General features: G+C 49.0%; 31 protein-coding genes and 1 pseudogene. 24 read left to right on the plus strand and 8 right to left on the minus strand.

All coding sequences use genetic code 11. From position 1 onward, the window contains the following. Window positions 1–141: 141 nt before the first annotated feature. Entirely contained in the window at window positions 142–1170 is a 1029-nt protein-coding gene (gene rsmC, locus ABVN36_RS01645) for a 16S rRNA (guanine(1207)-N(2))-methyltransferase RsmC (RefSeq protein WP_023138543.1), read from the minus strand. 102 nt (window positions 1171–1272) lie between these two features. Here rsmC and ABVN36_RS01650 point away from each other — a divergent pair, with 102 nt between their 5' ends. The 5 genes and pseudogenes from ABVN36_RS01650 (at window position 1273) to ABVN36_RS01670 (ending at window position 4410) form a co-directional block, all read left to right on the plus strand. Then, window positions 1273–1710, plus strand: a complete 438-nt coding sequence (locus ABVN36_RS01650) for a DNA polymerase III subunit psi (RefSeq protein ID WP_023138544.1) — start codon at window positions 1273–1275, stop codon at window positions 1708–1710. Beyond that, window positions 1655–2101, plus strand: a complete 447-nt coding sequence (gene rimI, locus ABVN36_RS01655) for a ribosomal protein S18-alanine N-acetyltransferase (RefSeq protein WP_001092435.1) — start codon at window positions 1655–1657, stop codon at window positions 2099–2101. The genes ABVN36_RS01650 and rimI overlap by 56 nt, the downstream gene beginning before the upstream one ends. Before the next feature lie 21 nt (window positions 2102–2122). Beyond that, window positions 2123–2800, plus strand: a complete 678-nt coding sequence (gene yjjG / locus ABVN36_RS01660) for a pyrimidine 5'-nucleotidase (RefSeq protein ID WP_000870686.1) — start codon at window positions 2123–2125, stop codon at window positions 2798–2800. Between the two features lie 91 nt (window positions 2801–2891). Continuing rightward, a pseudogene (locus ABVN36_RS01665) lies at window positions 2892–2960 on the plus strand (hypothetical protein); the annotation flags it as partial. 226 nt (window positions 2961–3186) lie between these two features. After that, window positions 3187–4410 carry a site-specific integrase gene (locus tag ABVN36_RS01670; RefSeq protein ID WP_001218281.1) on the plus strand — a complete coding sequence of 408 codons (1224 nt, stop codon included), beginning with the start codon at window positions 3187–3189 and terminating at the stop codon, window positions 4408–4410. A 260-nt stretch (window positions 4411–4670) separates the two neighbouring features. Here ABVN36_RS01670 and ABVN36_RS01675 read toward each other — a convergent pair whose 3' ends face one another. The 6 genes from ABVN36_RS01675 to ABVN36_RS01700 form a co-directional block, all read right to left on the minus strand. Then, a complete protein-coding gene (locus ABVN36_RS01675) occupies window positions 4671–5003 on the minus strand; it encodes a FlxA-like family protein (protein ID WP_001317460.1) in 333 nt (110 codons plus the stop codon). A 202-nt stretch (window positions 5004–5205) separates the two neighbouring features. Next, window positions 5206–5481, minus strand: coding sequence for a hypothetical protein (locus ABVN36_RS01680; RefSeq protein WP_071591280.1), 276 nt, complete (start codon window positions 5479–5481; stop codon window positions 5206–5208). Window positions 5482–5715: 234 nt separating this feature from the next. Then, window positions 5716–6252, minus strand: coding sequence for a 5'-deoxynucleotidase (gene yfdR, locus ABVN36_RS01685; RefSeq protein ID WP_023138545.1), 537 nt, complete (start codon window positions 6250–6252; stop codon window positions 5716–5718). Window positions 6253–6379: 127 nt separating this feature from the next. Continuing rightward, entirely contained in the window at window positions 6380–7204 is an 825-nt protein-coding gene (locus ABVN36_RS01690; RefSeq protein ID WP_000081297.1) for a YfdQ family protein, read from the minus strand. Window positions 7205–7269: 65 nt separating this feature from the next. Further along, entirely contained in the window at window positions 7270–7632 is a 363-nt protein-coding gene (yfdP, locus tag ABVN36_RS01695; protein WP_000135680.1) for a protein YfdP, read from the minus strand. Window positions 7633–8334: 702 nt separating this feature from the next. After that, window positions 8335–9027 carry a helix-turn-helix transcriptional regulator gene (locus ABVN36_RS01700; RefSeq protein ID WP_001345148.1) on the minus strand — a complete coding sequence of 231 codons (693 nt, stop codon included), beginning with the start codon at window positions 9025–9027 and terminating at the stop codon, window positions 8335–8337. A 97-nt stretch (window positions 9028–9124) separates the two neighbouring features. Here ABVN36_RS01700 and ABVN36_RS01705 point away from each other — a divergent pair, with 97 nt between their 5' ends. From ABVN36_RS01705 to ABVN36_RS01765, 13 genes are all read left to right on the plus strand, one after another. Beyond that, window positions 9125–9385 carry a helix-turn-helix transcriptional regulator gene (locus ABVN36_RS01705; RefSeq protein ID WP_001191669.1) on the plus strand — a complete coding sequence of 87 codons (261 nt, stop codon included), beginning with the start codon at window positions 9125–9127 and terminating at the stop codon, window positions 9383–9385. Then, window positions 9378–9929, plus strand: coding sequence for a protein YmfL (ymfL, locus tag ABVN36_RS01710; protein ID WP_023138546.1), 552 nt, complete (start codon window positions 9378–9380; stop codon window positions 9927–9929). The genes ABVN36_RS01705 and ymfL overlap by 8 nt, the downstream gene beginning before the upstream one ends. 145 nt (window positions 9930–10074) lie before the next feature. Beyond that, a complete protein-coding gene (locus ABVN36_RS01715; protein ID WP_001341559.1) occupies window positions 10075–10254 on the plus strand; it encodes a DUF4222 domain-containing protein in 180 nt (59 codons plus the stop codon). Between the two features lie 70 nt (window positions 10255–10324). Then, a complete protein-coding gene (locus ABVN36_RS01720; protein ID WP_231234439.1) occupies window positions 10325–11074 on the plus strand; it encodes a Rha family phage regulatory protein in 750 nt (249 codons plus the stop codon). Then, entirely contained in the window at window positions 11071–11295 is a 225-nt protein-coding gene (locus tag ABVN36_RS01725; protein WP_000620697.1) for a hypothetical protein, read from the plus strand. Before ABVN36_RS01720 ends, ABVN36_RS01725 begins: the two co-directional genes overlap by 4 nt. Beyond that, a complete protein-coding gene (locus ABVN36_RS01730; RefSeq protein ID WP_000061519.1) occupies window positions 11292–12110 on the plus strand; it encodes a helix-turn-helix domain-containing protein in 819 nt (272 codons plus the stop codon). The genes ABVN36_RS01725 and ABVN36_RS01730 overlap by 4 nt, the downstream gene beginning before the upstream one ends. Continuing rightward, window positions 12107–12601 carry a PerC family transcriptional regulator gene (locus ABVN36_RS01735; protein ID WP_015364395.1) on the plus strand — a complete coding sequence of 165 codons (495 nt, stop codon included), beginning with the start codon at window positions 12107–12109 and terminating at the stop codon, window positions 12599–12601. Before ABVN36_RS01730 ends, ABVN36_RS01735 begins: the two co-directional genes overlap by 4 nt. Continuing rightward, window positions 12601–13254 (plus strand): phage N-6-adenine-methyltransferase, encoded by a 654-nt coding sequence (locus ABVN36_RS01740; protein ID WP_000066917.1) that lies wholly within the window; start codon window positions 12601–12603, stop codon window positions 13252–13254. The genes ABVN36_RS01735 and ABVN36_RS01740 overlap by 1 nt, the downstream gene beginning before the upstream one ends. Then, window positions 13251–13577, plus strand: coding sequence for a LexA family transcriptional regulator (locus ABVN36_RS01745; RefSeq protein WP_000210170.1), 327 nt, complete (start codon window positions 13251–13253; stop codon window positions 13575–13577). The genes ABVN36_RS01740 and ABVN36_RS01745 overlap by 4 nt, the downstream gene beginning before the upstream one ends. Further along, complete coding sequence (locus ABVN36_RS01750; RefSeq protein ID WP_000767103.1) at window positions 13574–13963, plus strand: RusA family crossover junction endodeoxyribonuclease; 390 nt, start codon at window positions 13574–13576, stop codon at window positions 13961–13963. Before ABVN36_RS01745 ends, ABVN36_RS01750 begins: the two co-directional genes overlap by 4 nt. A 19-nt stretch (window positions 13964–13982) precedes the next feature. Beyond that, complete coding sequence (locus ABVN36_RS01755) at window positions 13983–14792, plus strand: KilA-N domain-containing protein (protein WP_001061380.1); 810 nt, start codon at window positions 13983–13985, stop codon at window positions 14790–14792. 7 nt (window positions 14793–14799) lie between these two features. Next, on the plus strand, window positions 14800–15789 hold the full coding sequence (locus tag ABVN36_RS01760; protein ID WP_033903617.1) for a DUF968 domain-containing protein: 990 nt from the start codon (window positions 14800–14802) through the stop codon (window positions 15787–15789). 15 nt (window positions 15790–15804) lie between these two features. Next, window positions 15805–16170 carry an antiterminator Q family protein gene (locus ABVN36_RS01765; RefSeq protein WP_077908626.1) on the plus strand — a complete coding sequence of 122 codons (366 nt, stop codon included), beginning with the start codon at window positions 15805–15807 and terminating at the stop codon, window positions 16168–16170. A gap of 12 nt (window positions 16171–16182) precedes the next feature. Here the strand turns inward: ABVN36_RS01765 and ABVN36_RS01770 are convergent, their stop codons facing one another. Further along, window positions 16183–17046 (minus strand): NYN domain-containing protein, encoded by an 864-nt coding sequence (locus tag ABVN36_RS01770; protein WP_023138549.1) that lies wholly within the window; start codon window positions 17044–17046, stop codon window positions 16183–16185. 400 nt (window positions 17047–17446) lie between these two features. Between ABVN36_RS01770 and ABVN36_RS01775 the strand changes: the two genes are divergently transcribed. From ABVN36_RS01775 to ABVN36_RS01800, 6 genes are all read left to right on the plus strand, one after another. Beyond that, window positions 17447–17650, plus strand: a complete 204-nt coding sequence (locus ABVN36_RS01775; protein WP_000917730.1) for a hypothetical protein — start codon at window positions 17447–17449, stop codon at window positions 17648–17650. Between the two features lie 150 nt (window positions 17651–17800). After that, window positions 17801–18853, plus strand: coding sequence for a site-specific DNA-methyltransferase (locus tag ABVN36_RS01780; RefSeq protein WP_023138550.1), 1053 nt, complete (start codon window positions 17801–17803; stop codon window positions 18851–18853). Window positions 18854–18919: 66 nt separating this feature from the next. Further along, window positions 18920–19135: a phage lysis protein EssD gene (essD, locus tag ABVN36_RS01785; protein ID WP_000839596.1), complete on the plus strand. Its 216-nt coding sequence runs from the start codon at window positions 18920–18922 to the stop codon at window positions 19133–19135. Beyond that, window positions 19135–19632, plus strand: coding sequence for a lysozyme RrrD (gene rrrD / locus ABVN36_RS01790; protein WP_001135251.1), 498 nt, complete (start codon window positions 19135–19137; stop codon window positions 19630–19632). The genes essD and rrrD overlap by 1 nt, the downstream gene beginning before the upstream one ends. Beyond that, window positions 19629–20096 carry a lysis protein gene (locus ABVN36_RS01795; RefSeq protein WP_001341210.1) on the plus strand — a complete coding sequence of 156 codons (468 nt, stop codon included), beginning with the start codon at window positions 19629–19631 and terminating at the stop codon, window positions 20094–20096. The genes rrrD and ABVN36_RS01795 overlap by 4 nt, the downstream gene beginning before the upstream one ends. Next, window positions 20084–20236 carry a hypothetical protein gene (locus tag ABVN36_RS01800; protein ID WP_001139680.1) on the plus strand — a complete coding sequence of 51 codons (153 nt, stop codon included), beginning with the start codon at window positions 20084–20086 and terminating at the stop codon, window positions 20234–20236. The genes ABVN36_RS01795 and ABVN36_RS01800 overlap by 13 nt, the downstream gene beginning before the upstream one ends. Window positions 20237–20792 lie beyond the last annotated feature (556 nt).

Below are 20792 nucleotides of genomic sequence, written 5' to 3' on the forward strand. Positions count from 1 at the left end.
GGTTTTCAGCTATTCGTCAATAGTTAATTGCATGGGATAGATTGATTGCTGCAAAAATGGGCGCGAGACGTAGGTTGGATAAGACGCCTGGCGTCGCCATCCGGCACATGCAACCAGATGGCGCTGCGCTTATCAGGCCAACTATTTCTTCGCCTGACGGGTCATCACGGTACGATAAACCTTAAAGCGCCCGGTTTGCGCGATGACTTCATGGAAGCCAAAAGTCTCATCCAGAATCTTAGGATAGGGCAGAAAGGCGTTCGCCACGATGCGTAACTCTCCGCCGCTGTTCAGATGGCGCACTGCGCCGCGAATGAGCGTTTGCGCCGCATCAAGGCTGGTTTGCATTCCGTCGTGGAACGGCGGGTTGGAGATGATCATGTCAAAACGTCCTTTGACTTCCGAAAAGACGTTGCTGGCGAATACCTCGCCTTCAAGACCATTAGCGGCAAGCGTGGCGCGACTGGCTTCCACCGCCGGAGCGCTGACGTCACACAGCGTCAGGCGCACTTTCGGCGAATGGCTGGCCAGCGCGGCGGAAAGCACGCCAGCGCCGCAGCCGACATCCAGCACTTTACCTTTGGTGTGCGGCGTCAGCGTAGACAGCAGCAGTTGGCTACCAACATCCAGTCCGTCGCGGCTGAATACGCCCGGCAACGTTTTGATGGTCAGCCCGTCGATGTTGTACTCGGCCCACCAGGATTCAAGACTAAACTGCGGCTGCTTTTCCAGACGACCATGGTAAAGGCCGCAACGTCGCGCGCTATCTACTTTGTTCAGCGGCGCATAGTCCGCCAGCATCGGTTCGGCGCTACGCACGCCGCTACGGTTTTCCCCCACGACGAAAACATCGACGCCAGACGGCATCAGCGACAAAATATTCATCAACTGGAACTGCGCTTCGGGTTTATTTTTCGGCCAGTAGTAGATCAGCGTATCGCAGTCAGCGACATCGCTGGCTTGCGCGACCAGGCTAAAACGGACGTTATCGCCCATCTGGCGGCTTAACGCCTGCCAGTGGTGAAACTGTTGCGTATGCGCGCGGCTGGCGGCGCATTCAAAGCGCGCGGGCAGGTCATCCTGCAAATCTCCGGCAAAAAGAATACGGCTTTGTTCGAAATCATCACTGTGGCGCAGCAAGACTTCACTTGCCGGGGTAAAAGCAGACATGGAATGCTCCTTAATTCAGACTGGCGGCGATTATAGTAGTTTGATGGCGGAGATTCGACAGATTTGCTATATTTGCGCCCCTGATTACAGGAGCGTTTCGCTATGACATCCCGACGAGACTGGCAGTTACAGCAACTGGGTATTACGCAGTGGACGCTGCGACGTCCTGGCGCGCTACAGGGCGAGATTGCGATTTCCCTTCCCGCGCACGTTCGTCTGATCGTGGTTGCAGAGGAATTACCTGCGCTGAACGAGCCGCTAATGCGCGATATTTTACGCGCGTTGACCGTGAGTCCCGATCAGGTTTTACCCCTGGCGCCTGAGCGCGTCGCCATGCTGCCGCAGGGCAGCCGTTGTAATAGCTGGCGGTTAGGAACTGACGTGCCGCTCCAACTCGAAGGCGCTCAGGTCACGACGCCGGCGTTTAATGAACTCCGGGCAAACCCGGCGGCACGCGCCGCACTATGGCAACAAATCTGCGAACATGAACACGATTTCTATCCTCAGCACGACCGATCTCCCCGCAGCCTGGCAGATTGAGCAACGCGCTCATGCGTTTCCGTGGAGCGAAAAAACGTTTTTCGGCAACCAGGGCGAACGGTATCTCAACCTTAAGCTGACCGCTGATGACAGAATGGCCGCGTTTGCCATTACACAGGTGGTGCTGGACGAAGCGACGCTGTTCAATATTGCCGTCGATCCGGATTTTCAGCGTCGGGGGCTGGGGCGTATGCTGCTTGAGCATCTGATTGATGAACTGGAAAAACGTGGGGTTGTAACGCTATGGCTGGAGGTACGCGCCTCTAACGCTGCCGCCATCGCGCTGTATGAAAGTCTGGGGTTTAACGAGGCGACGATTCGCCGCAATTACTATCCCACGGCACAAGGGCATGAGGACGCCATCATCATGGCGTTACCGATAAGCATGTAATAAAAGAGGCAAGGTGTAATGATGAAGTGGGACTGGATTTTCTTTGATGCCGATGAAACGCTGTTTACGTTTGATTCTTTCACTGGCTTACAGCGGATGTTCCTTGACTATAGCGTCACCTTTACCGCTGAGGATTTCCAGGATTACCAGGCCGTGAATAAGCCGCTATGGGTGGATTATCAGAACGGCGCGATTACTTCATTACAATTGCAGCACGCGCGCTTTCAAAGTTGGGCTGAACGGCTAAACGTTGCGCCGGGGCTGCTGAATGACGCTTTTATTAGTGCGATGGCGGAGATCTGTTCTCCTTTGCCGGGCGCCGTTTCGCTACTTAATGCGATTCGCGGGCAGGCTAAAATCGGTATTATTACTAACGGTTTTACCGCGCTACAACAAACTCGTCTGGAGCGCACCGGGCTGCGCGAGTATTTCGATCTGCTGGTGATTTCCGAGCAGGTTGGCGTCGCGAAGCCCGATCCGAAAATCTTTAACTACGCCCTGGAGCAGGCGGGGAATCCTGACCGCTCGCGCGTATTAATGGTTGGCGATACCGCGGAGTCCGATATTCTTGGCGGCATTAACGCCGGACTGTCGACCTGCTGGCTTAACGCGCATCATCGCGAGCAGCCTGCGGGTATCCATCCAACCTGGACTGTGGCGTCATTAAGCGAACTGGAGCAGCTCCTGTGTAAACACTGATTGCCTCCCCCAGGTTGATGGGTAAAATAGCCGCATTTTTCGTATTCAACATGCGTGGTCAAACGCCGCGCTTACTCAAGAAGATTTGACTATGACGTTGTCTCCTTATTTGCAAGAGGTGGCCAAACGCCGCACTTTTGCCATTATTTCTCACCCCAATAATTAACCCCAAATTAAAGCTCTTTTACTCTTTCAAAATCCTTTCAGTTAATTGAGGTTGAGCTATATAAATCATTTAAATACATTTAGTTATGTGGCTTCTTTAATTGAAAGTTCTTTCATGTAACTTTAAATCGATCAGCTTGCTTTCATCAAAAATCTGTACATATGCTTGTACATAATGTACAAAGCAGCAGAGGTGTTTTGCGATTTGTACAAGGTGAGTAATGGCGCTGTCTGATGCGTGGTTGCGTTCAGTCGTTGGAAAGGAACGTGATAAGGTTTTGGTTAAATCCGATCGTGATGGTCTGTCTGTTAGAGTATCACCGAAAGGTCGCGTAGTGTTCCAATATCGTTATCAGTGGGCGGGGAAAGGTGAGCGTCTTGATATCGGAACTTACCCGGCAACTGGACTAAAAGAGGCCAGAGAAGAAGTTATCCGTCTTCGTGGTGAACTCGAGTCAAACCGCAATCCACGATTGGTCAAGCAGGCTGAAAAACGAAAAGCTACTGAAGCCATGACGGTAGAGTCTGTGATCCGTGCTTGGTATGAAGCATATTGTGTAAAAAATAAAAAAGGTTCTGAACAGATACTCCGCTCGTTTGAGCTGCACCTGTTCTCTAAAATCGGGAATATCCCTCACGATGCAGCTACATTGCATGATTGGTTAGAAGTCCTGGAGCCTCTTAGCACTAAGACTCCTGCAATAGCAGACCGATTGCTAATTAACGCAAAGCAGGCCCACGTCTGGGCGTATAAGAGAAAGCTTATTGAAACTCGCCCGCTGTCGGATATCACGGGTAAAGATATGGATATCCGTAAAGGTCAGAAGAAACGGTTTCTGACACATGATGAAATTAAAATCCTTTATGCTGCGATCGATGGTTCTCGAATGGTTCCTAAATACCGGGCCTTCATTAAACTATTGCTGCATTTTGGCTGCCGTAGTTCAGAGCTAATTACCGCTAGGGTGGATGATTTTGATTTCATTAATAAGGTATGGACTGTACCGCCAGAACGACATAAGACAGGGGATATAACAGGTGAACCGCTAAAGCGCCCCATTATTGAACCGGTTGAAGAGCTTATAAAGTACGTTATCTCTATGAACAATGGTTCCGATATGCTTTTTACTAAGGAAGGATGTAGGGAACCCGTTGGTCGGACATCATTGCAGTCGCTGCCTTACAATTTAATGCAGTACGCATGGCGGCGTTTAGGGTATCAATTCCCCCATTGGTCTCTTCATGATTTGAGACGAACAGCACGAACAAACTTTTCTGATCTTACTGCGCCTCATATTGCAGAAATAATGCTCGGTCATAAACTGCCAGGGGTATGGCAGGTTTATGACAAGAGCGATTATTTAGAAGAACAGCGTAAAGCTTACCAGGCATGGTGGGAGAGAGTTGAATCGATCGTTACTTGTACTGGTTCAGACAGCAACTGACAGTCCGCTTTGAGCAAGAAGCGGAAGTTGGCAGTTTTGTGGACTGTCCCCACAAAAGTGACTACAGAAATAGTTGCAATTCATAATTGATCATGGGTTGTCAGTTAAACTCGTGGCGATTTAAATAGACTAATTGGGAGTGCGTCCATTACTTATATCTTGTAATGTTAACTATCAGAAATGATACAAAGATAATATGTCTTTAAAGAAAAGGCTGATGGCGAAAAGTGGCCCGATGAGGGCCACAATACGGCTGTCACTTAGACGTAAATATCAATGGTGCCAGCGGTATTTGTATCGTCTTTTTTCTCTTCTTTTTTATCAGGCTGAACTGTCGCGTCTTTATTCTTTTTCTCTGCCTGCTGCCTTAACAACTGCTCCAGTTGAGCCCTGAGGCTTTCAATTTGCTTCTGTACCAATGCAGCCATTTCTTTTTTCTGCTGTGTCGTCATCCCCTCTTCCGATGAGATTTTCCCAAGCTTTTCAGTCAGCACCTGAATTTGTCTTGTGATTTTGGCTATTTCTGATGTTCCTTCCGGGGCGGAGTTGTTTGAAATAACGGTTGAGGTATTCCCCTGAATTGTGACAGACATAGATTTCTCCTTTTAAAAAAGCACTATCGGCATGCACAAAAAAATCTTTAATCGTATTTCTTGTGTCATTAATTATTTGATGTTCAGATTGTTTTCCTCGCGGGCTGGCGCGCCTCAAAAAGTAAAGCTTGTTGACAGGGGTAAACGTTCGGCAATAATTTTCTGCCGCATGCGGGTGTTGCATAAAACGTGCTACGTTCCTTTATCGACAGGTCAGGTCACCGCTCACCCGCCGACGAGAAAGCAACACTGACATGCTAAAGCAAAAAATAGATGAATAAGTTGAGTTGTGTATATGTAGCCTGACCGTCACAAAGTATATGGTGTCTGTACCAGTAAGATGATGGCCGGACTCTTTAAAAACGAGCTGACCTGCACAATACAGGATGGACTTAGCAATGGCTGCTCCTGGCACAGAGCAGACAGTCAGATTTGTTTGGTCTGTGCCATATCTGTGCCAGCTCTCATTTGAGCTAATGTTTGTTACTCTATTACTCCAGCAAACCTATATATCTTGCGTGATGCCCATTTATTTGGGCAGGATTTAATATCAGGATCTGGAAAATCTGGTCTGTATTTCTGGCCAGTCCTCCTGTTTACGCTGTTCCAGCGAAGCACCGTCGATATTGAAACGCCACAGAATTCGGCGACTTGTTTTGTTGTCATTAAGTTGTTCATTGCTGCCCCTCCAGTGATTGTTCGGTTGAAAGACTCATGCGCATGTGCGTAACTCCGATAACTCGTTAAAGCGCTCCATAAACATCCCGTAGGCATGGCCCGGAGCCAGTGGAATAACTTTGAACATCTCTGTTGCCGGGATACCTTCCAGTACTGGCCAGAAAGAGCCATCATCAAGCCCGAGATCGCGGCGTTCGGTTGCCAGCATGATGAGATCGGCATATTTCACAGGCGTGCTCATAACCGGGGGTAACCCGTATTTCTCACGGATTACGGCGTCTATTTTTTCTTCCATCCGTTTATAGTCAGGAAGAAGGCGTTTCAGTGGAGCGGGAATATCCTGGCAATACGCTTCTGTTGCATCATGCATTAACGCTTCAAAAGCAAATTCCTGCGGTACCAGTTGGCTGCAAAGCACCGCATGTTGGGCGACGCTGTAGAAGTGTGAAAGATGTCCTGCAAAGCGACAGATATTTGAAAGGGAAACCGCGATATCGTTAATAACGATGTCGTCTTTATCTATCTTGTCATAATAAAAATGCTTCCCGGAAAAAGTTTTAATAAATGACATTTTGTTCTCCACGTATATGCGCTGCACCGCGCTGAATTTTTGTAAAAGGAAGCCCTCACCATCCGGCGATTATTGAGTAAATTATGTTTCCATAAATGCCCCCGCAGGGGCATTTGCAGTAATGAAATCAGGCGGTGAAAGTACCAATAAATGTTTCTACTTTGCTGTCTTTAAATTTCTCAACAAGCAGATCACGAAATTCGTTAGCCATTTCTTCCTGCACCGCTTCCAGCTGAATAATGCGCAGAACCAGTACAGGACGATCGCCAGTGATAATGCTGAGGCGTAATTTAAACGGACGTTCTTTCAGGCCTTCAAACGGAACGCATTTAAATTCAAATGCCACTGGCATAATGTCTTTGGTTTTCGCTTCGACAGACTCCATCAGAGAGCGTTTGCCGCTGAAGTCATTGTCTTCAAAATCAGCGGTCTGGTTTGCTTCAATTGTGATTTTACGGACTGCCGCAGCCGCTTTGGTTGCCTGAATGGTGTCACCATTAGCATCAAAGCCCACAAGGTAGTCGGCCCAGTCTTCAATCCATTCTGCCAGTGACTTCTGGGAGTTACGCTCGCCATTAACAGACAACAGAGCAGAAAACGGTGCTGTCTTTTTCAGTTTGAGGGTGGCGGTGTTATCTGCGTGACCTGGTTCATCAATAGTACCCAGGTTAAGCACACTGACGGCTCGCATATTATCGGCATCGATAAAGCAGCGGGTGCCTTCATCTGCAAGATCTTTAGAATAACGGGTAAAGTCATCGATGCTGGCAGTGGAAAGCGCACCACGGAAACGGAAGCGATTTAAATTAAATTTTTCCAGATCATGAATGCGGAAATTCTCAGGCAATGCCACAGCATCGGCACCAATCTTACTGATAATTTCATTAACACCCTGAGCAGAAATAAGGGCATGGATTTGATTAATTGCGGTTGCGTCTAAGTTCTGAGACATAATAAGTCCTCACTATATAAAGATATTCAGTGATGAGATAAATAATCAGTTAATTAAGAACGATATTAATGACCTGCTGCGCGGAGTTTTCCGTCAGGTTCACCGGCAAGAGTCAGTAATTGTCCCTGGTCTTCCTGCAGAATAGTCAGGCGACCACCGCGATTGACATACATCGGCGTTTCGGTGGTGTCTTCTTCGGAAATTTTCCCGCGGTTAGTCGGGCGAACATATGAGAGTTTGTGTTTGATTTTCACACGGTTCTCATCAAACGGTTCGATTTCCAGGTTGAGCGAGACCTTACCTTTGGTTTTCGTGTTCATCACACCGGAAGCGACTTCACTGAGAACTGCGCCGATTTTGGTTTCAAATACGCCGCCGTCCAGCTCCCCGATAAATGCCTGCACATCAGTACTGCGTTCGCTAGCCATTTTGCTGCTCCTCATCATATCGACCCTGCAAGGTCGGTTGGTTTCTCCACAAAACAGAGAAGAACACCTGCGGTGGCAGCCGCCCGGGTGGATTGGGTTATGAGCCCGTCGTCCGGTGATGCTCTTCTCTGTTTTGTAAAAAGAGCGGTACCAGCCGGAAGCAAGTGTACAAACTGGTACCGCCAAAGCAGTGGCTGTTGTGGTGGGGTTGTCACTTAAGCGTATGGTCAACCTGACAACCCGGTGCCACTAATGGGGTAAGGATAACCCCGCCATACTTACCGCCGCGCCATTTCGCGGATTACCACAACGCTGAGAGCACTTAGCCAGTTATGGCACCACACTTTGTCGCGGCTCCATAAATGCCCTCATCGTTGCACCCTGGTCTCTTCCCAGGCGTCAAACCGAATCGCCACGCTGGTTAGGCGTCTTATCAGCATCCTCATTGACTTGCACATTCCGGCTACCTGGTTTGTTTGCCCGAGCAAGGAGTGGATTGTCCCCTTTAACGTCCCCAGACCGCTAACGACGCATGTGCCATACGCCGTGTTACAACCAAATTTTGTCAGGACCTTGTTTGTTGGTCTGGAAAGAAAGATAAAATGAAATTGCGTAACGTGCAAGTATTTTATTGCGAGACATGCAATAGCGTGAGTAATGAAAAGCCACCTTCTGGTGGCTAATTGATGTTGAGGTAGGGGGTTAATTGTGTCGCTTAAGGGTTTGTGACTGACTGATTAAGACCTTTCCAAAGACCATAAACCGGTGTTCGTTTTCGCTGGTAATTCCCCATTCGCGGTAAATCTGATTATCAGAAATTACCAGCAGTTTATCAGGTATCATTTGCAGTCGTTTGACGTAAATTTTATCATCAAAACCAAATACATATATACCATCCCCATCAAACTGATTGATACTGATATCAACGAAGATGAGATCTCCTGGCTCAATGGTTGGACACATACTGTCCCCACGAACGTTGATAACTTTAATGTGATTTGCTGGTCGTCCACCAAACATCGATACAGCATTATCAGTTCTGTATTCAATGGCATGAATCACATCAATGACATCACCGCCCTGGATAAGGCCATTTCCCGCACTGGCACTGACATCCAGCATTTCAATACGGAATACATCCTTCACCTGCGCAACATCCTCACTAATACTGTTTTTACATACAGTATTACTTTTGAGGTCTGAGGTAAAGAGATCAGCAATATCAACACCTAAGCTCCTGGCAATATTACTCAGGGCTTGTTCAGTGAATTGTTTCTGCTTACCTGTTTCGAGGCGCGAGATATTCGCCGCATCCACTCCTATTGCTTCAGCGAGATCGGCGATTTTCATGTTCTTCGCCTGGCGAAGTTGTCTGACTCGATTTCCTATGTTCATGCGTTTATTACATTTCTTTATTGCGCGTTAAGCAAATCAACTTGCGCAAAATATTTGCGTGAAATAATATGCTCATCACGCAATATGTGGAGGTTATATGCAATCACCATTACGGAATGTGCGTAAGGCGCACGGATTTACTTTGCAGCATGTTGCTGCGGGCGTTCAGGTCAATCCAGCGACGCTGAGTCGTATTGAAAGACTGGAACAAATTCCATCTATCGATCTTGCAGAACGTCTGGCCAATTTTTTTAAGGGTGAAATCAGCGAAATGCAGATTCTTTATCCGGCACGTTTTCAATCTAGCCAAAACCAGAATGGGTTTAAACCACAGGAACAGGAGGTAAGCCGTGGGTAAGCATCATTGGAAAGTGGAAAAACAACCTGAGTGGTACGTGAAAGCTGTCAGAAAAACTATCGCGGCATTGCCTGGGGGTTACGCTGAAGCTGCTAACTGGCTGGATGTAACAGAGAACGCTTTATTCAACCGCCTTCGTGCAGATGGCGATCAGATTTTCCCGCTGGGATGGGCAATGGTTTTACAGCGCGCGGCTGGCACTCACTACATTGCGGATGCTGTCGCACAATCTGCTGGTGGGGTGTTCGTATCGCTTCCTGAAATTGAGGAAGTAGAGAACGCCGATATAAACCAGCGCCTGCTGGAAGTCATCGAACAGATCGGGAATTACTCAAAGCAGATTCGTTCGGCAATCGAAGATGGGGTCGTGGAGCCACACGAGCAGACAGCAATTAATGATGAGTTGTATCTGTCAATTTCGAAGCTCCAGGAGCATGCAGCACTGGTCTACAAAATCTTCTGCGCTCCAGAAAAGAGTGACGCCCGCGAGTGTGCAGCTCCGGGCGTCGTGGCGTTTTGTGTCTGTGGAGAAACTAACGCATGAACAGTTTAACGGCAAATAACCGTTTGTCGCAACAGCTGGTGGTCAGTGTCGCTGAACACCTGTTGTTACGGCATGAATGCAGATTACCAGATCACCTGGCTGTAAGTAACCACAGAGAACTTTACCTGACTGTGGGGGGCGAGTTGTGCAGGAACTTAACCGCTGGTTTCGTGACGGAAGAGGGCTTTATGTCCATGTTATTCGTTGGGAGCCAGAAACACAGCGCGTTATCTATCTTCGCAAAGACTACCCGCATGAGTGCTTTAGCCCTTTGTGGAAATTCAGGCGTGATTTTGTTGAGTGTGAAGGACCACCAGCACATTGATTCTGCCATTCCGGGACGTTACACTGTTCAGGCACCTTATAAAGCGGGTGCCGGGATTGGCGTCCTGGAAATGTTATCGGCGATATATGACGCGCCAGCGTCTTTTTTATCGTCTGCGTCTGTGCACACCCAAATTATGGTGGGCTGGACGGGGGCACCGAAAGGTGCGCCGGTTTCCGATAACGCCGGTTACGCCAACCCCGTTCAGTTCACCACCAGCGAAATTGGCGTTTCCGGTGGTGAAGGTAATTCACTGTTATCGGAGGCTGCCATCATGGCTACGATCCCAACCCTCACTCAACCTGAAATTGCCATCGTTGATGGTCAGGCTGTTACTTCATCCCTGGCTGTTGCCAACTTCTTCTCCAAACGTCATGACGATGTACTGAAAAAGATCCGCACGCTTGAATGCTCTGCATCATTCACTTCCCGCAATTTTTCGGTGAGTGATTACACCGATTGCACAGGCCGCAAACTACCTTGCTATCAAATAACCCGCGACGGCTTTGCGTTTCTTGCTATGGGTTTCACGGGTAAACGTGCTGCCCAGTTCAAAGAGGCATACATCAATGCCTTTAACCAGATGGAGAAACAGCTTTCAAATCCCTCTGTACTGAGCGACGTTGCACATAACGCCAGCGTTCTCTATTCCTACATTTCATCAATTCATCAGGTCTGGCTGCAGCAGCTTTATCCTATGTTGGCAAAAGCCGAATCTCCGCTGGCTGTTAGCTTGTATGACTATATTAATGATGCTTCGGCACTGGCCTGCCTCATAAATTTGTCGCTGAACCCTTCAGAGGTAAGGGGGCGCAAATGATCCGGAATATTTTCAAACGGTTTACCAATCAGACTTTCCGTTGTCCTCGTCCGGGTCAGTGGTACACCACACCTGCAGGGCATGTTCTACGTGTTAGCCTGGTGGACCGTGAATGTCAGAAGGTGATTTGTGAACCGCTGGGCCGTAATTACCGCGTCAGTATGCCGCTTATAACCTTTCGCTCCGGAAAAAACATGAAGCATCTCGGAGGTGCAGCATGAGTATGGAGCTGATGGTTAAAGCGATGAAAATTCGAGTGGGTAATCCATTGCGAAAACTGGTTCTGATCAAGCTGGCTGATAATGCCAGCGATCAGGGTGAGTGCTGGCCCAGCTACCAGCATATTGCTGACCAGTGCGAGATTAGCAAACGTTCTGTGATGAATCATATTGCGGCCCTTTGTGAGTCCGGGCTGGTAAAAAAAGTCACCCGGAAAGGTGAAAAAGGTAACTCAAGTAATATCTATCTCCTTCATCTGGATGGTGCAGGAGATTCACTAGGGGGTAGTGCAAATAATTCACTATCTGGTGCAGCAAATTCACCAGGTAGTGCAGGAGTTGCACCAGGGGGTAGTGCAGGAGATTCACCCAGAACCAGTCACTCTTTTGAACCAGTCAAAGAACCAGTCAATGAACCAATAGCTGTTGGTGCATCTGCTGATGAGTCTGTGCGAGTTCGTTCAAACCGACCGGAATACTCTCCGGAGTTTGAGCAGGCATGGCTGGCATATCCCAAACGTGCTGGTGGCAATTCAAAATCTGCAGCCTTCAAAGCCTGGAAAGCCCGTTTGAATGAGGGGGTAAACCCCGAAACCATGCTGGAAGGTGTGAAACGCTATGCGGGCTGGGTATCTGCGATGGGTAACAGCGGCACACAATTTGTGAAACAGGCTGTCACGTTCTTTGGTCCGGATCGTCATTTCGAAGAATCCTGGGAAGTTCCTGCGGTATCTGCAGCCAGACGTGAGGACCCGTACTTCAAAGCCAGTTACGACAACGTGGACTACAGCCAGATCCCGGCAGGATTCAGGGGGTGATCATGAGTCTTTTGAATGAAGTTCAGAAATTCATTGAAGCCCATCCGGGGTGTACTTCCGGAGACATTGCGGATGCTTTTGCAGGTTACTCACGGCAGCGCGTTCTGCAGTCAGCAAGCAAGTTACGTCAGAGTGGGCGTGTGGCTCACCGTTGTGAAGGAGATACACGCAGACATTTCCCGCGCCTGACTGAGAGAGCGCAGGAACCGGAACCACAACCAGTTCGTGAAACCAGACCTGTGCGCAATTTCTATGTCGGCACTAACGATCCGCGGGTGATTTTGTGCCTGACCCGCCAGGCGGAAGAACTGGAGTCCAGGGGCTTATACCGTCGTGCTGCAACGGTGTGGATGGCGGCATTCCGTGAAAGCCACTCCCAGCCAGAACGAAATAATTTTCTGGCGCGTCGTGAACGGTGTTTACGGAAAAGCAATAAGCGGGCTGCATCAGGTGAAGAGTGGTATCTGTCAGGGAATTACGTGGGGGCTTAATGAGTAATAAATATTGCCAGGCGCTGGTGGAACTGCGGAACAAACCAGCCCATGAACTGAAGGAAGTGGGCGATCAGTGGCGCACGCCGGATAACATTTTCTGGGGAATTAACACCCTGTTTGGTCCGTTTGTTCTGGATCTGTTCACTGACGGTGATAACGCCAAATGTGCCGCGTATTACACGGCGGAAGACAACGCGCTGGCGCATGACTGGTCAGAACGTCTTGCGGAGCTTAAAGGGGCTGCCTTTGGTAATCCCCCATACAGCCGCGCCAGTCAGCATGAGGGGCAATACATCACCGGCATGCGTTACATCATGAAACATGCCAGTGCCATGCGTGATAAGGGTGGGCGCTATGTTTTCCTGATCAAAGCTGCCACCAGCGAAGTGTGGTGGCCGGAAGATGCAGACCATATTGCTTTTATTCGCGGGCGTATTGGTTTTGAACTGCCTGCCTGGTTTATCCCGAAGGATGAGAAGCAGGTGCCGACAGGCGCGTTCTTCGCTGGTGCTATTGCTGTTTTCGACAAGACCTGGAAGGGACCGGCAATCAGCTATATCGGGCGCGATGAACTTGAGGCATGTGGTGAGGCGTTTCTGGCGCAGGTTCGTCAGCAGGCGGAAAAACTGGTCAGGGAGATGGCGGCATGACGACGTTAACTCAATGCCAGCAGCAGGTGCTGGATATGCTGATTTCTTATCAGAAAGAACGTGGTTTCCCGCCAACCAATCAGGAGGTGGCAACCATGCTGGGATACCGTTCGGTGAATGCAGCGGTGGAGCATCTTCGTGCGCTGGAGAAAAAAGGCGTCATCACGATAAAGCGTGGCGTGGCCCGGGGGATAACGCTTCATACCGCGGTGAAGGACGACGACAGCGAGGCGGTCGGGATTATCCGCTCACTGCTTGCCGGTGAGGAAAACGCAAGGCTGCGTGCAACCCACTGGTTACATGAGAGGGGCCTGAAAGTATGAAGCTGATTCTGCCTTTCCCGCCCAGCGTGAACACCTACTGGCGACACCCCAACAAAGGGGCATTTGCTGGTAAGAGCCTGATAAGCGCGGCGGGGCGAAAATTTCAGAGCGCGGCGTGCGCAGCAATAGTTGAGCAGTTACGTCGTCTGCCAAAACCAACGTCGGCACCTGCTTCAGTGGAGATCGTGTTGTTTCCTCCGGATAACCGGATCCGCGATCTGGACAACTATAACAAGGCGCTGTTTGACGCCCTGACCCACGCGGGTGTGTGGGAAGACGACAGACAGGTGAAAAGAATGCTGGTGGAGTGGGGACCGGTTATCCCGAAAGGGAAGGTCGAGATCACTATCAGTAAGTATGAGAAACCGGCGGGTGCAGCCGCCTGATTAAGAGGAGAAACGAAGTATGAATAATCTGATGGTTATTGATGGTATTGAAGTTCGCCGTGATGCTTATGGGCGTTACAGCCTGAACGATCTGCACAGGGCAGCCGGGGGAGAACAAAAAAACCGCCCGAAATACTGGCTCTCCAATAAGCAAACCTGTGAATTGATTGAACAACTTTTCACCGAGGGTGGAATTCCGCCTCTGGAACAAAATCAACCAGTTAGCGTCATTAATGGCGGAAATAACCAGGGGACGTATGTCTGCAAAGAACTGGTGTATGCCTATGCAATGTGGATCAGCCCGTCATTCCATCTGAAGGTGATCCGTACTTTCGATATGGTAACCAGCGCACCGGAAAAATTATCCGGGCAGGCTGCTGACAAGATGCAGGCTGGAGTGATTCTGCTGGACTTTATGCGCAGGGAGTTAAACCTGTCTAACTCTTCAGTGCTTGGTGCCTGTCAGAAACTCCAGGAGGCTGTTGGCTTACCGAATCTGGCACCTCGCTATGCCATTGATGCTCCTGCTGACGCGCCAGATGGCTCAAGTCGCCCTACGCTGTCGCTGAGTGCACTGCTGAAGCAGTATGGTATCCGCCTGACGGCTAATCAGGCATATCACCAGATGGTGAAGCTGGGGATCGTTGAACAACGCGAACGATACAGCCGTACCGCGATTAACAACATCAAAAAATTCTGGTCGCTGACGGCGAAAGGCTGCATGTTCGGCAAGAACATCACCAGTCCTGCAAATCCGCGCGAGACGCAGCCGCACTTCTTCGAATCCCGATTCCCTGAGCTGTTAAAGCTGCTCGATACCGTTCATTGAGGTGACCGTGAGAGCACTACTGACCCCTGAAATTGCCCCGCGTATGGGGATCGTATTGTTCAGACCAGGTTCAGAGCTGATGCCCCTGTTTATGCAGGGGCGTGTCCTGCTGGAGCCTGAGCCGGAACGTTATTCATCTTTCGCCAGTGGTGCCGTTCCGGCGGCATCACAACCGCTGGCGGATGATCCTGCCGTTCGGGCTGTGTTCCGCAATGAAGCGGTGATCCGTCGTGCTGGTGGCGTGGAATGTCTTGAAAGCTGGTTACTTCGTGAAAAGAGCTGTCAGTGGCCTCATTCCGACTGGCACAGCGAGAACATGACAACAATGCGACACGCGCCGGGCGCAATCCGTCTGTGCTGGCACTGCGATAACCAGCTGCGTGATCAGTTCACGGAACGGCTGGAATCAATGGCAACGGATAACTGTGCCCGCTGGGTGTTGTCTGTTGTGCGTCGGGATCTCGGTTTTGATGACAGTCACGTTGTGACAATGCCGGAACTGTGCTGGTGGCTGATTCGTAATGACCTGGCGGATGCCTTACCGGAAAGTGCAGCCCGTAAGGCACTGAGATTACCGAAGCCTGTTGTGCCGTCTGTCACCCGGGAAAGTGACCTTGTGCCTTCGGTTCCTGCCACCAGCATCATCCAGGATAAGGCGAAAAAGGTGCTGGCGCTGAAAGTGGATCCGGAGTCGCCGGAGTCTTTTATGTTACGCCCAAAACGTCGCCGCTGGGTTAATGAAAAGTACACACGCTGGGTTAAGACACAGCCGTGTGCATGTTGTGGAAAGCCTGCTGATGATCCCCACCACCTGATAGGCCACGGTCAGGGTGGAATGGCTACAAAAGCGCATGACCTCTTTGTGTTGCCTTTGTGCAGAAAGCATCACGACGAGCTGCATGCGGATACCGTGGCATTTGAAGAGAAGTATGGTTCCCAGCTGGAGCTGATATTTCGTTTTATCGATCGCGCGCTGGCAATTGGCGTGCTGGCCTGATTTTTTCGGAGAAAGGTGATGCGTGATATTCAGATGGTTCTGGATCGTTGGGGAGCATGGGCGGCGAGTGATAGTTCAGGAGTAGATTATTCTCCTATAGCTGCTGGGTTTAAAGGGCTTCTTCCCTATACAAGCAAAACACGTCAGGCTTGTTCAGATAGTGATGCATTAATTATTGAAGGTTGTCTTGCACGTCTAAAGCAAAAAAGACCTGATGAGCATTCGCTTCTTGTGGCACATTATTTATACAGAATATCCAAGCGTAAGATTGCAAAGGCGCGTGGAAAGGATGAGAAACTAATACGCATTGAGATACAGATGGCTGAGGGGTTTATTGATGGATGCCTTTCAATTCTGGATGTTAAACTTGAAATGGATTAGTGAAACCCCGGCTTAAGCCGGGGATGTTTCAGATTGAAGTGTTTTTTTCTTGGGCTCGTTCTTAGATGATTTTGTTTTCTTTTGACGATTGAGTTTTTTCTCTTTGCGTCTGTCAATATAATCGTCCCACCAATCAGGTTTTACTGTTGGGACGATTCTGCAAATATCAGCAATTGCAACAACAATGTTGCTCGATTGCACTCCATCGACGTGCTCTGCCAGTGAGGGAGGAACTTGTTGGTTCATTGGATCGAGGATAAAATCCACACCCTTTATACGGGCATGTTTAGCGGCAGGAACGAAATCAGCATCGCCAGCAATCAGGACGATCACATCAACTAGTTTCTCATGAGCAAGGATAGTTATATCCATACCAAGCTTAATATCGACGGCTTTTTGTTTATATTCGTAGTAGAAATCGTCGTTAGTTAACTCAGACCATTGAATTTCATTACGTAATAGTTTCTTAAGAGTATGTTCTTTTATTTGCCAGTTGCCGACGTTTGAAAGAACACCCATACGAAGTGCCGTTTTACGATTCTTCCTTAGCTCCTCATGAAGCTTGTTTCGTAAAACATTCGGAGCATGTGTCTTGAAGTTTTTAGTTGATGGGGTTTTGTTGTCTCCATCAGGCAAAGGATACTTAATCTGTTTATCAAGCGGCGGGCAGTCGTAATAGTAAATACGGTAAAGCTCAAGTGGTTCACGGTCAGCGTGAGCACCATGTGGAACCTCTACATGAAATTTAACAATTCGCCAGATTATTTTAACAAGTTGTTGGCTGTCTAACTCATGCCCAGGGAAATGTTTTCGTAGAAAGTAATCAATCCGACGGATGAAGTAGCCGCCGTCAATCAAGACTGCTGTTTTCTTCATTGAAAAACTCACAAAAAAAGCTCAGAACCGTTGAGTAGACCCTAAATATTATCTACGAACAGTGCTGAGCTGGTGACGCAATAATTAACTATTGACATTTGCGTTGTCAACAAATTTTGCACTGTTTAAATGTAAATTTTTTCTGCTGTCAACATATAGTGTCATCTTTTGCATGTTGACACTATATAAACGCTTACGCGGTCCGCAAAAATAATTGTATCATGTTAAGAGTGGTTACTTCGACTCCTTCCTTAAAACCGCAGTTGAGCGGTTTTTTTGTACCTGTAAACCTGGTGCAGTACAGTAAACACGCTGGTGGTCGTGAATACTGGCTTTTTATCTTGCTGGCTTTTTAGACAAGAGTTATTGGTATGTCATGTTAACCAGAAGGGAAAAAGACATGCTAAAACAGCAAGATATGACAGAAACCGCCGCCGTAGTCCTTCATTTCCTACCTGCTGACAAGTGGGTAACGCCACGCATGATGACGAGAACTACCGGAGTAAGCGAAGCCCGGTGCCAGTTAATACTGACTCAGTTAGTTCTGGCGGGGCTGGCGAAGGATAACGGCGGGTATGGGAATAAATTCAGACGCTGCCAGTAATGGCGGTTTCCTGCTGTGAAAATGGGCGGCTGGTGGGTGTTGGTAGCACCTGCCAGCCATTCGCTCATGCTTACTGGTCACAAGCGAACCACGGCCCACTGCTTTAGCGCAAAAGCAGAGTGAGCCTACCAGAGTTACGCTTACTGATCCATGAAAGATACTGTAAAAATAAACAGTGTTGATTTAATCAACGCTGATTGCCTGCATTTTATTCAGTCCCTGCCTGATGATTCCATTGACCTGATTGTTACCGATCCGCCGTACTTCAAGGTGAAACCCAACGGCTGGGACAATCAGTGGAAAGGGGACGAAGATTACCTTAAGTGGCTGGACCACTGTCTGGCCCAGTTCTGGCGGGTGTTAAAACCTGCCGGAAGCCTTTACCTGTTCTGTGGGCATCGCCTGGCATCTGATATTGAGATCATGATGCGTGAACGTTTCAACGTGCTTAACCATATCATCTGGGCGAAGCCGTCCGGACGTTGGAATGGGTGTAATAAAGAAAGTCTGCGCGCATATTTTCCTGCCACAGAGCGCGTTCTGTTTGCTGAACATTACCAGGGGCCATATCGCGGCAAAAGTGACGGCTATGCAGCAAAAGAAAGGGAACTCAAACAGCACATAATGGCACCGCTGATATCGTATTTCAGGGATGCTCGTGCCGAACTGGGTATAACGGCAAAACAAATTGCCGAAGCCACAGGTAAGAAAAATATGGTTTCCCACTGGTTTGGTGCCAGTCAGTGGCAGTTGCCGAATGAGGCTGACTATCGGAAGTTACAGGCACTGTTTTCCCGTATAGCGGCAGAGAAGTTTCAGGAACAACAACTGGAACAACCACACCACCAGCTGGTGGCATCTTATGATTCACTGAATCGCAAATATTCTGAATTGCTGGATGAGTTTAAATCTCTCCGGCGCTATTTCTCCGTATCAGTCTCCGTGCCTTATACCGATGTCTGGATGCATAAACCCGTTCAGTTCTACCCGGGGAAACATCCGTGTGAGAAACCGGCGGATATGCTCAGGCAAATAATCAATGCCAGTAGTCGACCTGGTGATCTGGTTGCTGATTTTTTTATGGGATCCGGTTCCACAATAAAAGCAGCAATGGCGCTGGGGCGTCGGGCCTTAGGTGTTGAGCTTGAGTCAGAGCGGTTTAACCAGACAGTGAAAGAGATAAACGAGCTGGTGGGGAAATAATCTGGTGGCCACGCAGGTGGCCTTTTTATTTCCATTACACAGCACCCGCATCTGCGAGGTGGGGTTATGAAATCCATGGATAAGTTAACAACGGGTGTCGCCTATGGCACCTCAGCAGGTAGTGCCGGTTACTGGTTTTTACAGCTGCTCGATAAAGTCACGCCCTCACAGTGGGCAGCAATAGGTGTGCTGGGTAGCCTGGTATTTGGCCTGCTGACGTACCTGACAAACCTTTATTTCAAGATTAAAGAAGATAAGCGCAAGGCTGCGAGAGGTGAATAATGCCTCCATCATTACGAAAAGCAGTTGCTGCTGCTATTGGTGGCGGAGCAATTGCTATAGCATCAGTGTTAATCACTGGCCCAAGTGGTGACGATGGCCTGGAAGGTGTCAGCTACATACCATACAAAGATATCGTTGGCGTATGGACTGTATGTCACGGACACACCGGAAAAGACATCATGCTCGGTAAAACGTATACCGAAGCAGAATGCAAAGCCCTCCTGAATAAAGACCTTGCCACGGTTGCCAGACAAATTAACCCGTACATCAAAGTCGATATACCGGAAACAACGCGCGGCGCTCTTTACTCGTTCGTCTACAACGTGGGTGCTGGCAATTTCAGAACATCGACGCTTCTTCGCAAAATAAACCAGGGCGATATCAAAGGCGCATGTGACCAGCTACGTCGCTGGACATACGCTGGCGGTAAGCAATGGAAAGGCCTGATGACTCGTCGTGAGATTGAGCGTGAAGTCTGTTTATGGGGGCAACAATGAGCAGAGTAACCGCGATTATCTCCGCTCTGGTTATCTGCATCATCGTCTGCCTGTCGTGGGCGGTCAATCATTACCGTGATAACGCCATCGCCTACAAAGAACAGCGAGATAAAAAAGTCAGTGAGCTGAAGCAGGCGACCGCCACCATTACTGACATGCAGCAGCGCCAGCGTTCTGCTGATGCACTCGATGCTAAATACACGAAGGAGTTAGCTGATGCGAAAGCTGAAAATGATGCTCTTCGGCGCAAGCTTGATAATGGTGGTCGGGTGTTCGTCAAAGGAAAATGCCCTGTGCCATCCTCAGCCGAAACCTCCAGCGCCTCCGGCATGGGCAATGATGCCACCGTCGAACTCTCTCCAGTTGCTGGACGAAACGTTCTCGGTATCCGGGACGGAATTATCCGCGACCAAACAGCACTGAGAACGCTTCAGGAATACATCAGGACGCAATGCCTTCGATGATAGCGATAATTTTACTCATCATCCTTCACATCTGGCTCTGTAGACAGGGTGGTGATCACTTCTGGAGTGAATCCAGATTAAACATCTCATTGCTGATGCTTGATATTGAGCATCTTGCGCGCGGTAAGGGGCTGCGTTGAGATAAGAGCCAGTCATTACAAATACCAGGATTTAGCCTCGCATTCGCGGGGCTTTTTATTGCCATTACAAAAGCCATTCCCTACAGAGTGGCTTTGATAATGGCTTATACCCTACACGGGATAACTTAACTGATATCCCTTTTAACGGATAAAGGTATTCAAGCCTGACACATCATGCGCTGTATCGTCGCCGTATTCCCGTATTAACAGAGACCGTAGCCCGACGGGGAACTCCTTCTGCGCGAGTGTGCGGGAATAATCAAAAACGATGCACACCGGGTTTTTACCGCGTTTATGGTTCGCGGGTTTGTCCCTCATGCTCGCCAGTCCTGTGCGGGGGTGGAAGAAACAGGACACTTACACAGATTCTTGTGGGCACGATGCTATGCCTTTCTGGATTATCCCGATGCCATTCATGCAAGGCGTTGTATCAGACGTTCGTCAGAGCTGTCAGGCTGACGGGTCCTCCCGGTGGGGTGGCCTGCCACGGGGCGGGAGCGTCGCGGAAAAAGGCTAGTTTTTGAAATTTCATTCGTCATCACCACCACTGTAATAG

Origin of the sequence: Salmonella sp. SJTUF15581 (assembly GCF_043356775.1) — a bacterium.
GTDB classification, from domain to species: domain Bacteria; phylum Pseudomonadota; class Gammaproteobacteria; order Enterobacterales; family Enterobacteriaceae; genus Salmonella; species Salmonella enterica.

What these genes read in the sequence shown, in the direction of transcription:
- rsmC (WP_023138543.1), bottom strand. Translation starts at nt 1,170, where the DNA reads ATGTCTGCTTTTACCCCGGCAAGTGAAGTCTTGCTGCGCCACAGTGAT.
- ABVN36_RS01650 (WP_023138544.1), top strand. Translation starts at nt 1,273, where the DNA reads ATGACATCCCGACGAGACTGGCAGTTACAGCAACTGGGTATTACGCAG.
- rimI (WP_001092435.1), top strand. Translation starts at nt 1,655, where the DNA reads ATGAACACGATTTCTATCCTCAGCACGACCGATCTCCCCGCAGCCTGG.
- yjjG (WP_000870686.1), top strand. Translation starts at nt 2,123, where the DNA reads ATGAAGTGGGACTGGATTTTCTTTGATGCCGATGAAACGCTGTTTACG.
- ABVN36_RS01670 (WP_001218281.1), top strand. Translation starts at nt 3,187, where the DNA reads ATGGCGCTGTCTGATGCGTGGTTGCGTTCAGTCGTTGGAAAGGAACGT.
- ABVN36_RS01675 (WP_001317460.1), bottom strand. Translation starts at nt 5,003, where the DNA reads ATGTCTGTCACAATTCAGGGGAATACCTCAACCGTTATTTCAAACAAC.
- yfdR (WP_023138545.1), bottom strand. Translation starts at nt 6,252, where the DNA reads ATGTCATTTATTAAAACTTTTTCCGGGAAGCATTTTTATTATGACAAG.
- ABVN36_RS01690 (WP_000081297.1), bottom strand. Translation starts at nt 7,204, where the DNA reads ATGTCTCAGAACTTAGACGCAACCGCAATTAATCAAATCCATGCCCTT.
- yfdP (WP_000135680.1), bottom strand. Translation starts at nt 7,632, where the DNA reads ATGGCTAGCGAACGCAGTACTGATGTGCAGGCATTTATCGGGGAGCTG.
- ABVN36_RS01700 (WP_001345148.1), bottom strand. Translation starts at nt 9,027, where the DNA reads ATGAACATAGGAAATCGAGTCAGACAACTTCGCCAGGCGAAGAACATG.
- ABVN36_RS01705 (WP_001191669.1), top strand. Translation starts at nt 9,125, where the DNA reads ATGCAATCACCATTACGGAATGTGCGTAAGGCGCACGGATTTACTTTG.
- ABVN36_RS01720 (WP_231234439.1), top strand. Translation starts at nt 10,325, where the DNA reads ATGTTATCGGCGATATATGACGCGCCAGCGTCTTTTTTATCGTCTGCG.
- ABVN36_RS01725 (WP_000620697.1), top strand. Translation starts at nt 11,071, where the DNA reads ATGATCCGGAATATTTTCAAACGGTTTACCAATCAGACTTTCCGTTGT.
- ABVN36_RS01730 (WP_000061519.1), top strand. Translation starts at nt 11,292, where the DNA reads ATGAGTATGGAGCTGATGGTTAAAGCGATGAAAATTCGAGTGGGTAAT.
- ABVN36_RS01740 (WP_000066917.1), top strand. Translation starts at nt 12,601, where the DNA reads ATGAGTAATAAATATTGCCAGGCGCTGGTGGAACTGCGGAACAAACCA.
- ABVN36_RS01745 (WP_000210170.1), top strand. Translation starts at nt 13,251, where the DNA reads ATGACGACGTTAACTCAATGCCAGCAGCAGGTGCTGGATATGCTGATT.
- ABVN36_RS01750 (WP_000767103.1), top strand. Translation starts at nt 13,574, where the DNA reads ATGAAGCTGATTCTGCCTTTCCCGCCCAGCGTGAACACCTACTGGCGA.
- ABVN36_RS01755 (WP_001061380.1), top strand. Translation starts at nt 13,983, where the DNA reads ATGAATAATCTGATGGTTATTGATGGTATTGAAGTTCGCCGTGATGCT.
- ABVN36_RS01770 (WP_023138549.1), bottom strand. Translation starts at nt 17,046, where the DNA reads ATGAAGAAAACAGCAGTCTTGATTGACGGCGGCTACTTCATCCGTCGG.
- ABVN36_RS01775 (WP_000917730.1), top strand. Translation starts at nt 17,447, where the DNA reads ATGCTAAAACAGCAAGATATGACAGAAACCGCCGCCGTAGTCCTTCAT.
- ABVN36_RS01780 (WP_023138550.1), top strand. Translation starts at nt 17,801, where the DNA reads ATGAAAGATACTGTAAAAATAAACAGTGTTGATTTAATCAACGCTGAT.
- essD (WP_000839596.1), top strand. Translation starts at nt 18,920, where the DNA reads ATGAAATCCATGGATAAGTTAACAACGGGTGTCGCCTATGGCACCTCA.
- rrrD (WP_001135251.1), top strand. Translation starts at nt 19,135, where the DNA reads ATGCCTCCATCATTACGAAAAGCAGTTGCTGCTGCTATTGGTGGCGGA.
- ABVN36_RS01795 (WP_001341210.1), top strand. Translation starts at nt 19,629, where the DNA reads ATGAGCAGAGTAACCGCGATTATCTCCGCTCTGGTTATCTGCATCATC.
- ABVN36_RS01800 (WP_001139680.1), top strand. Translation starts at nt 20,084, where the DNA reads ATGCCTTCGATGATAGCGATAATTTTACTCATCATCCTTCACATCTGG.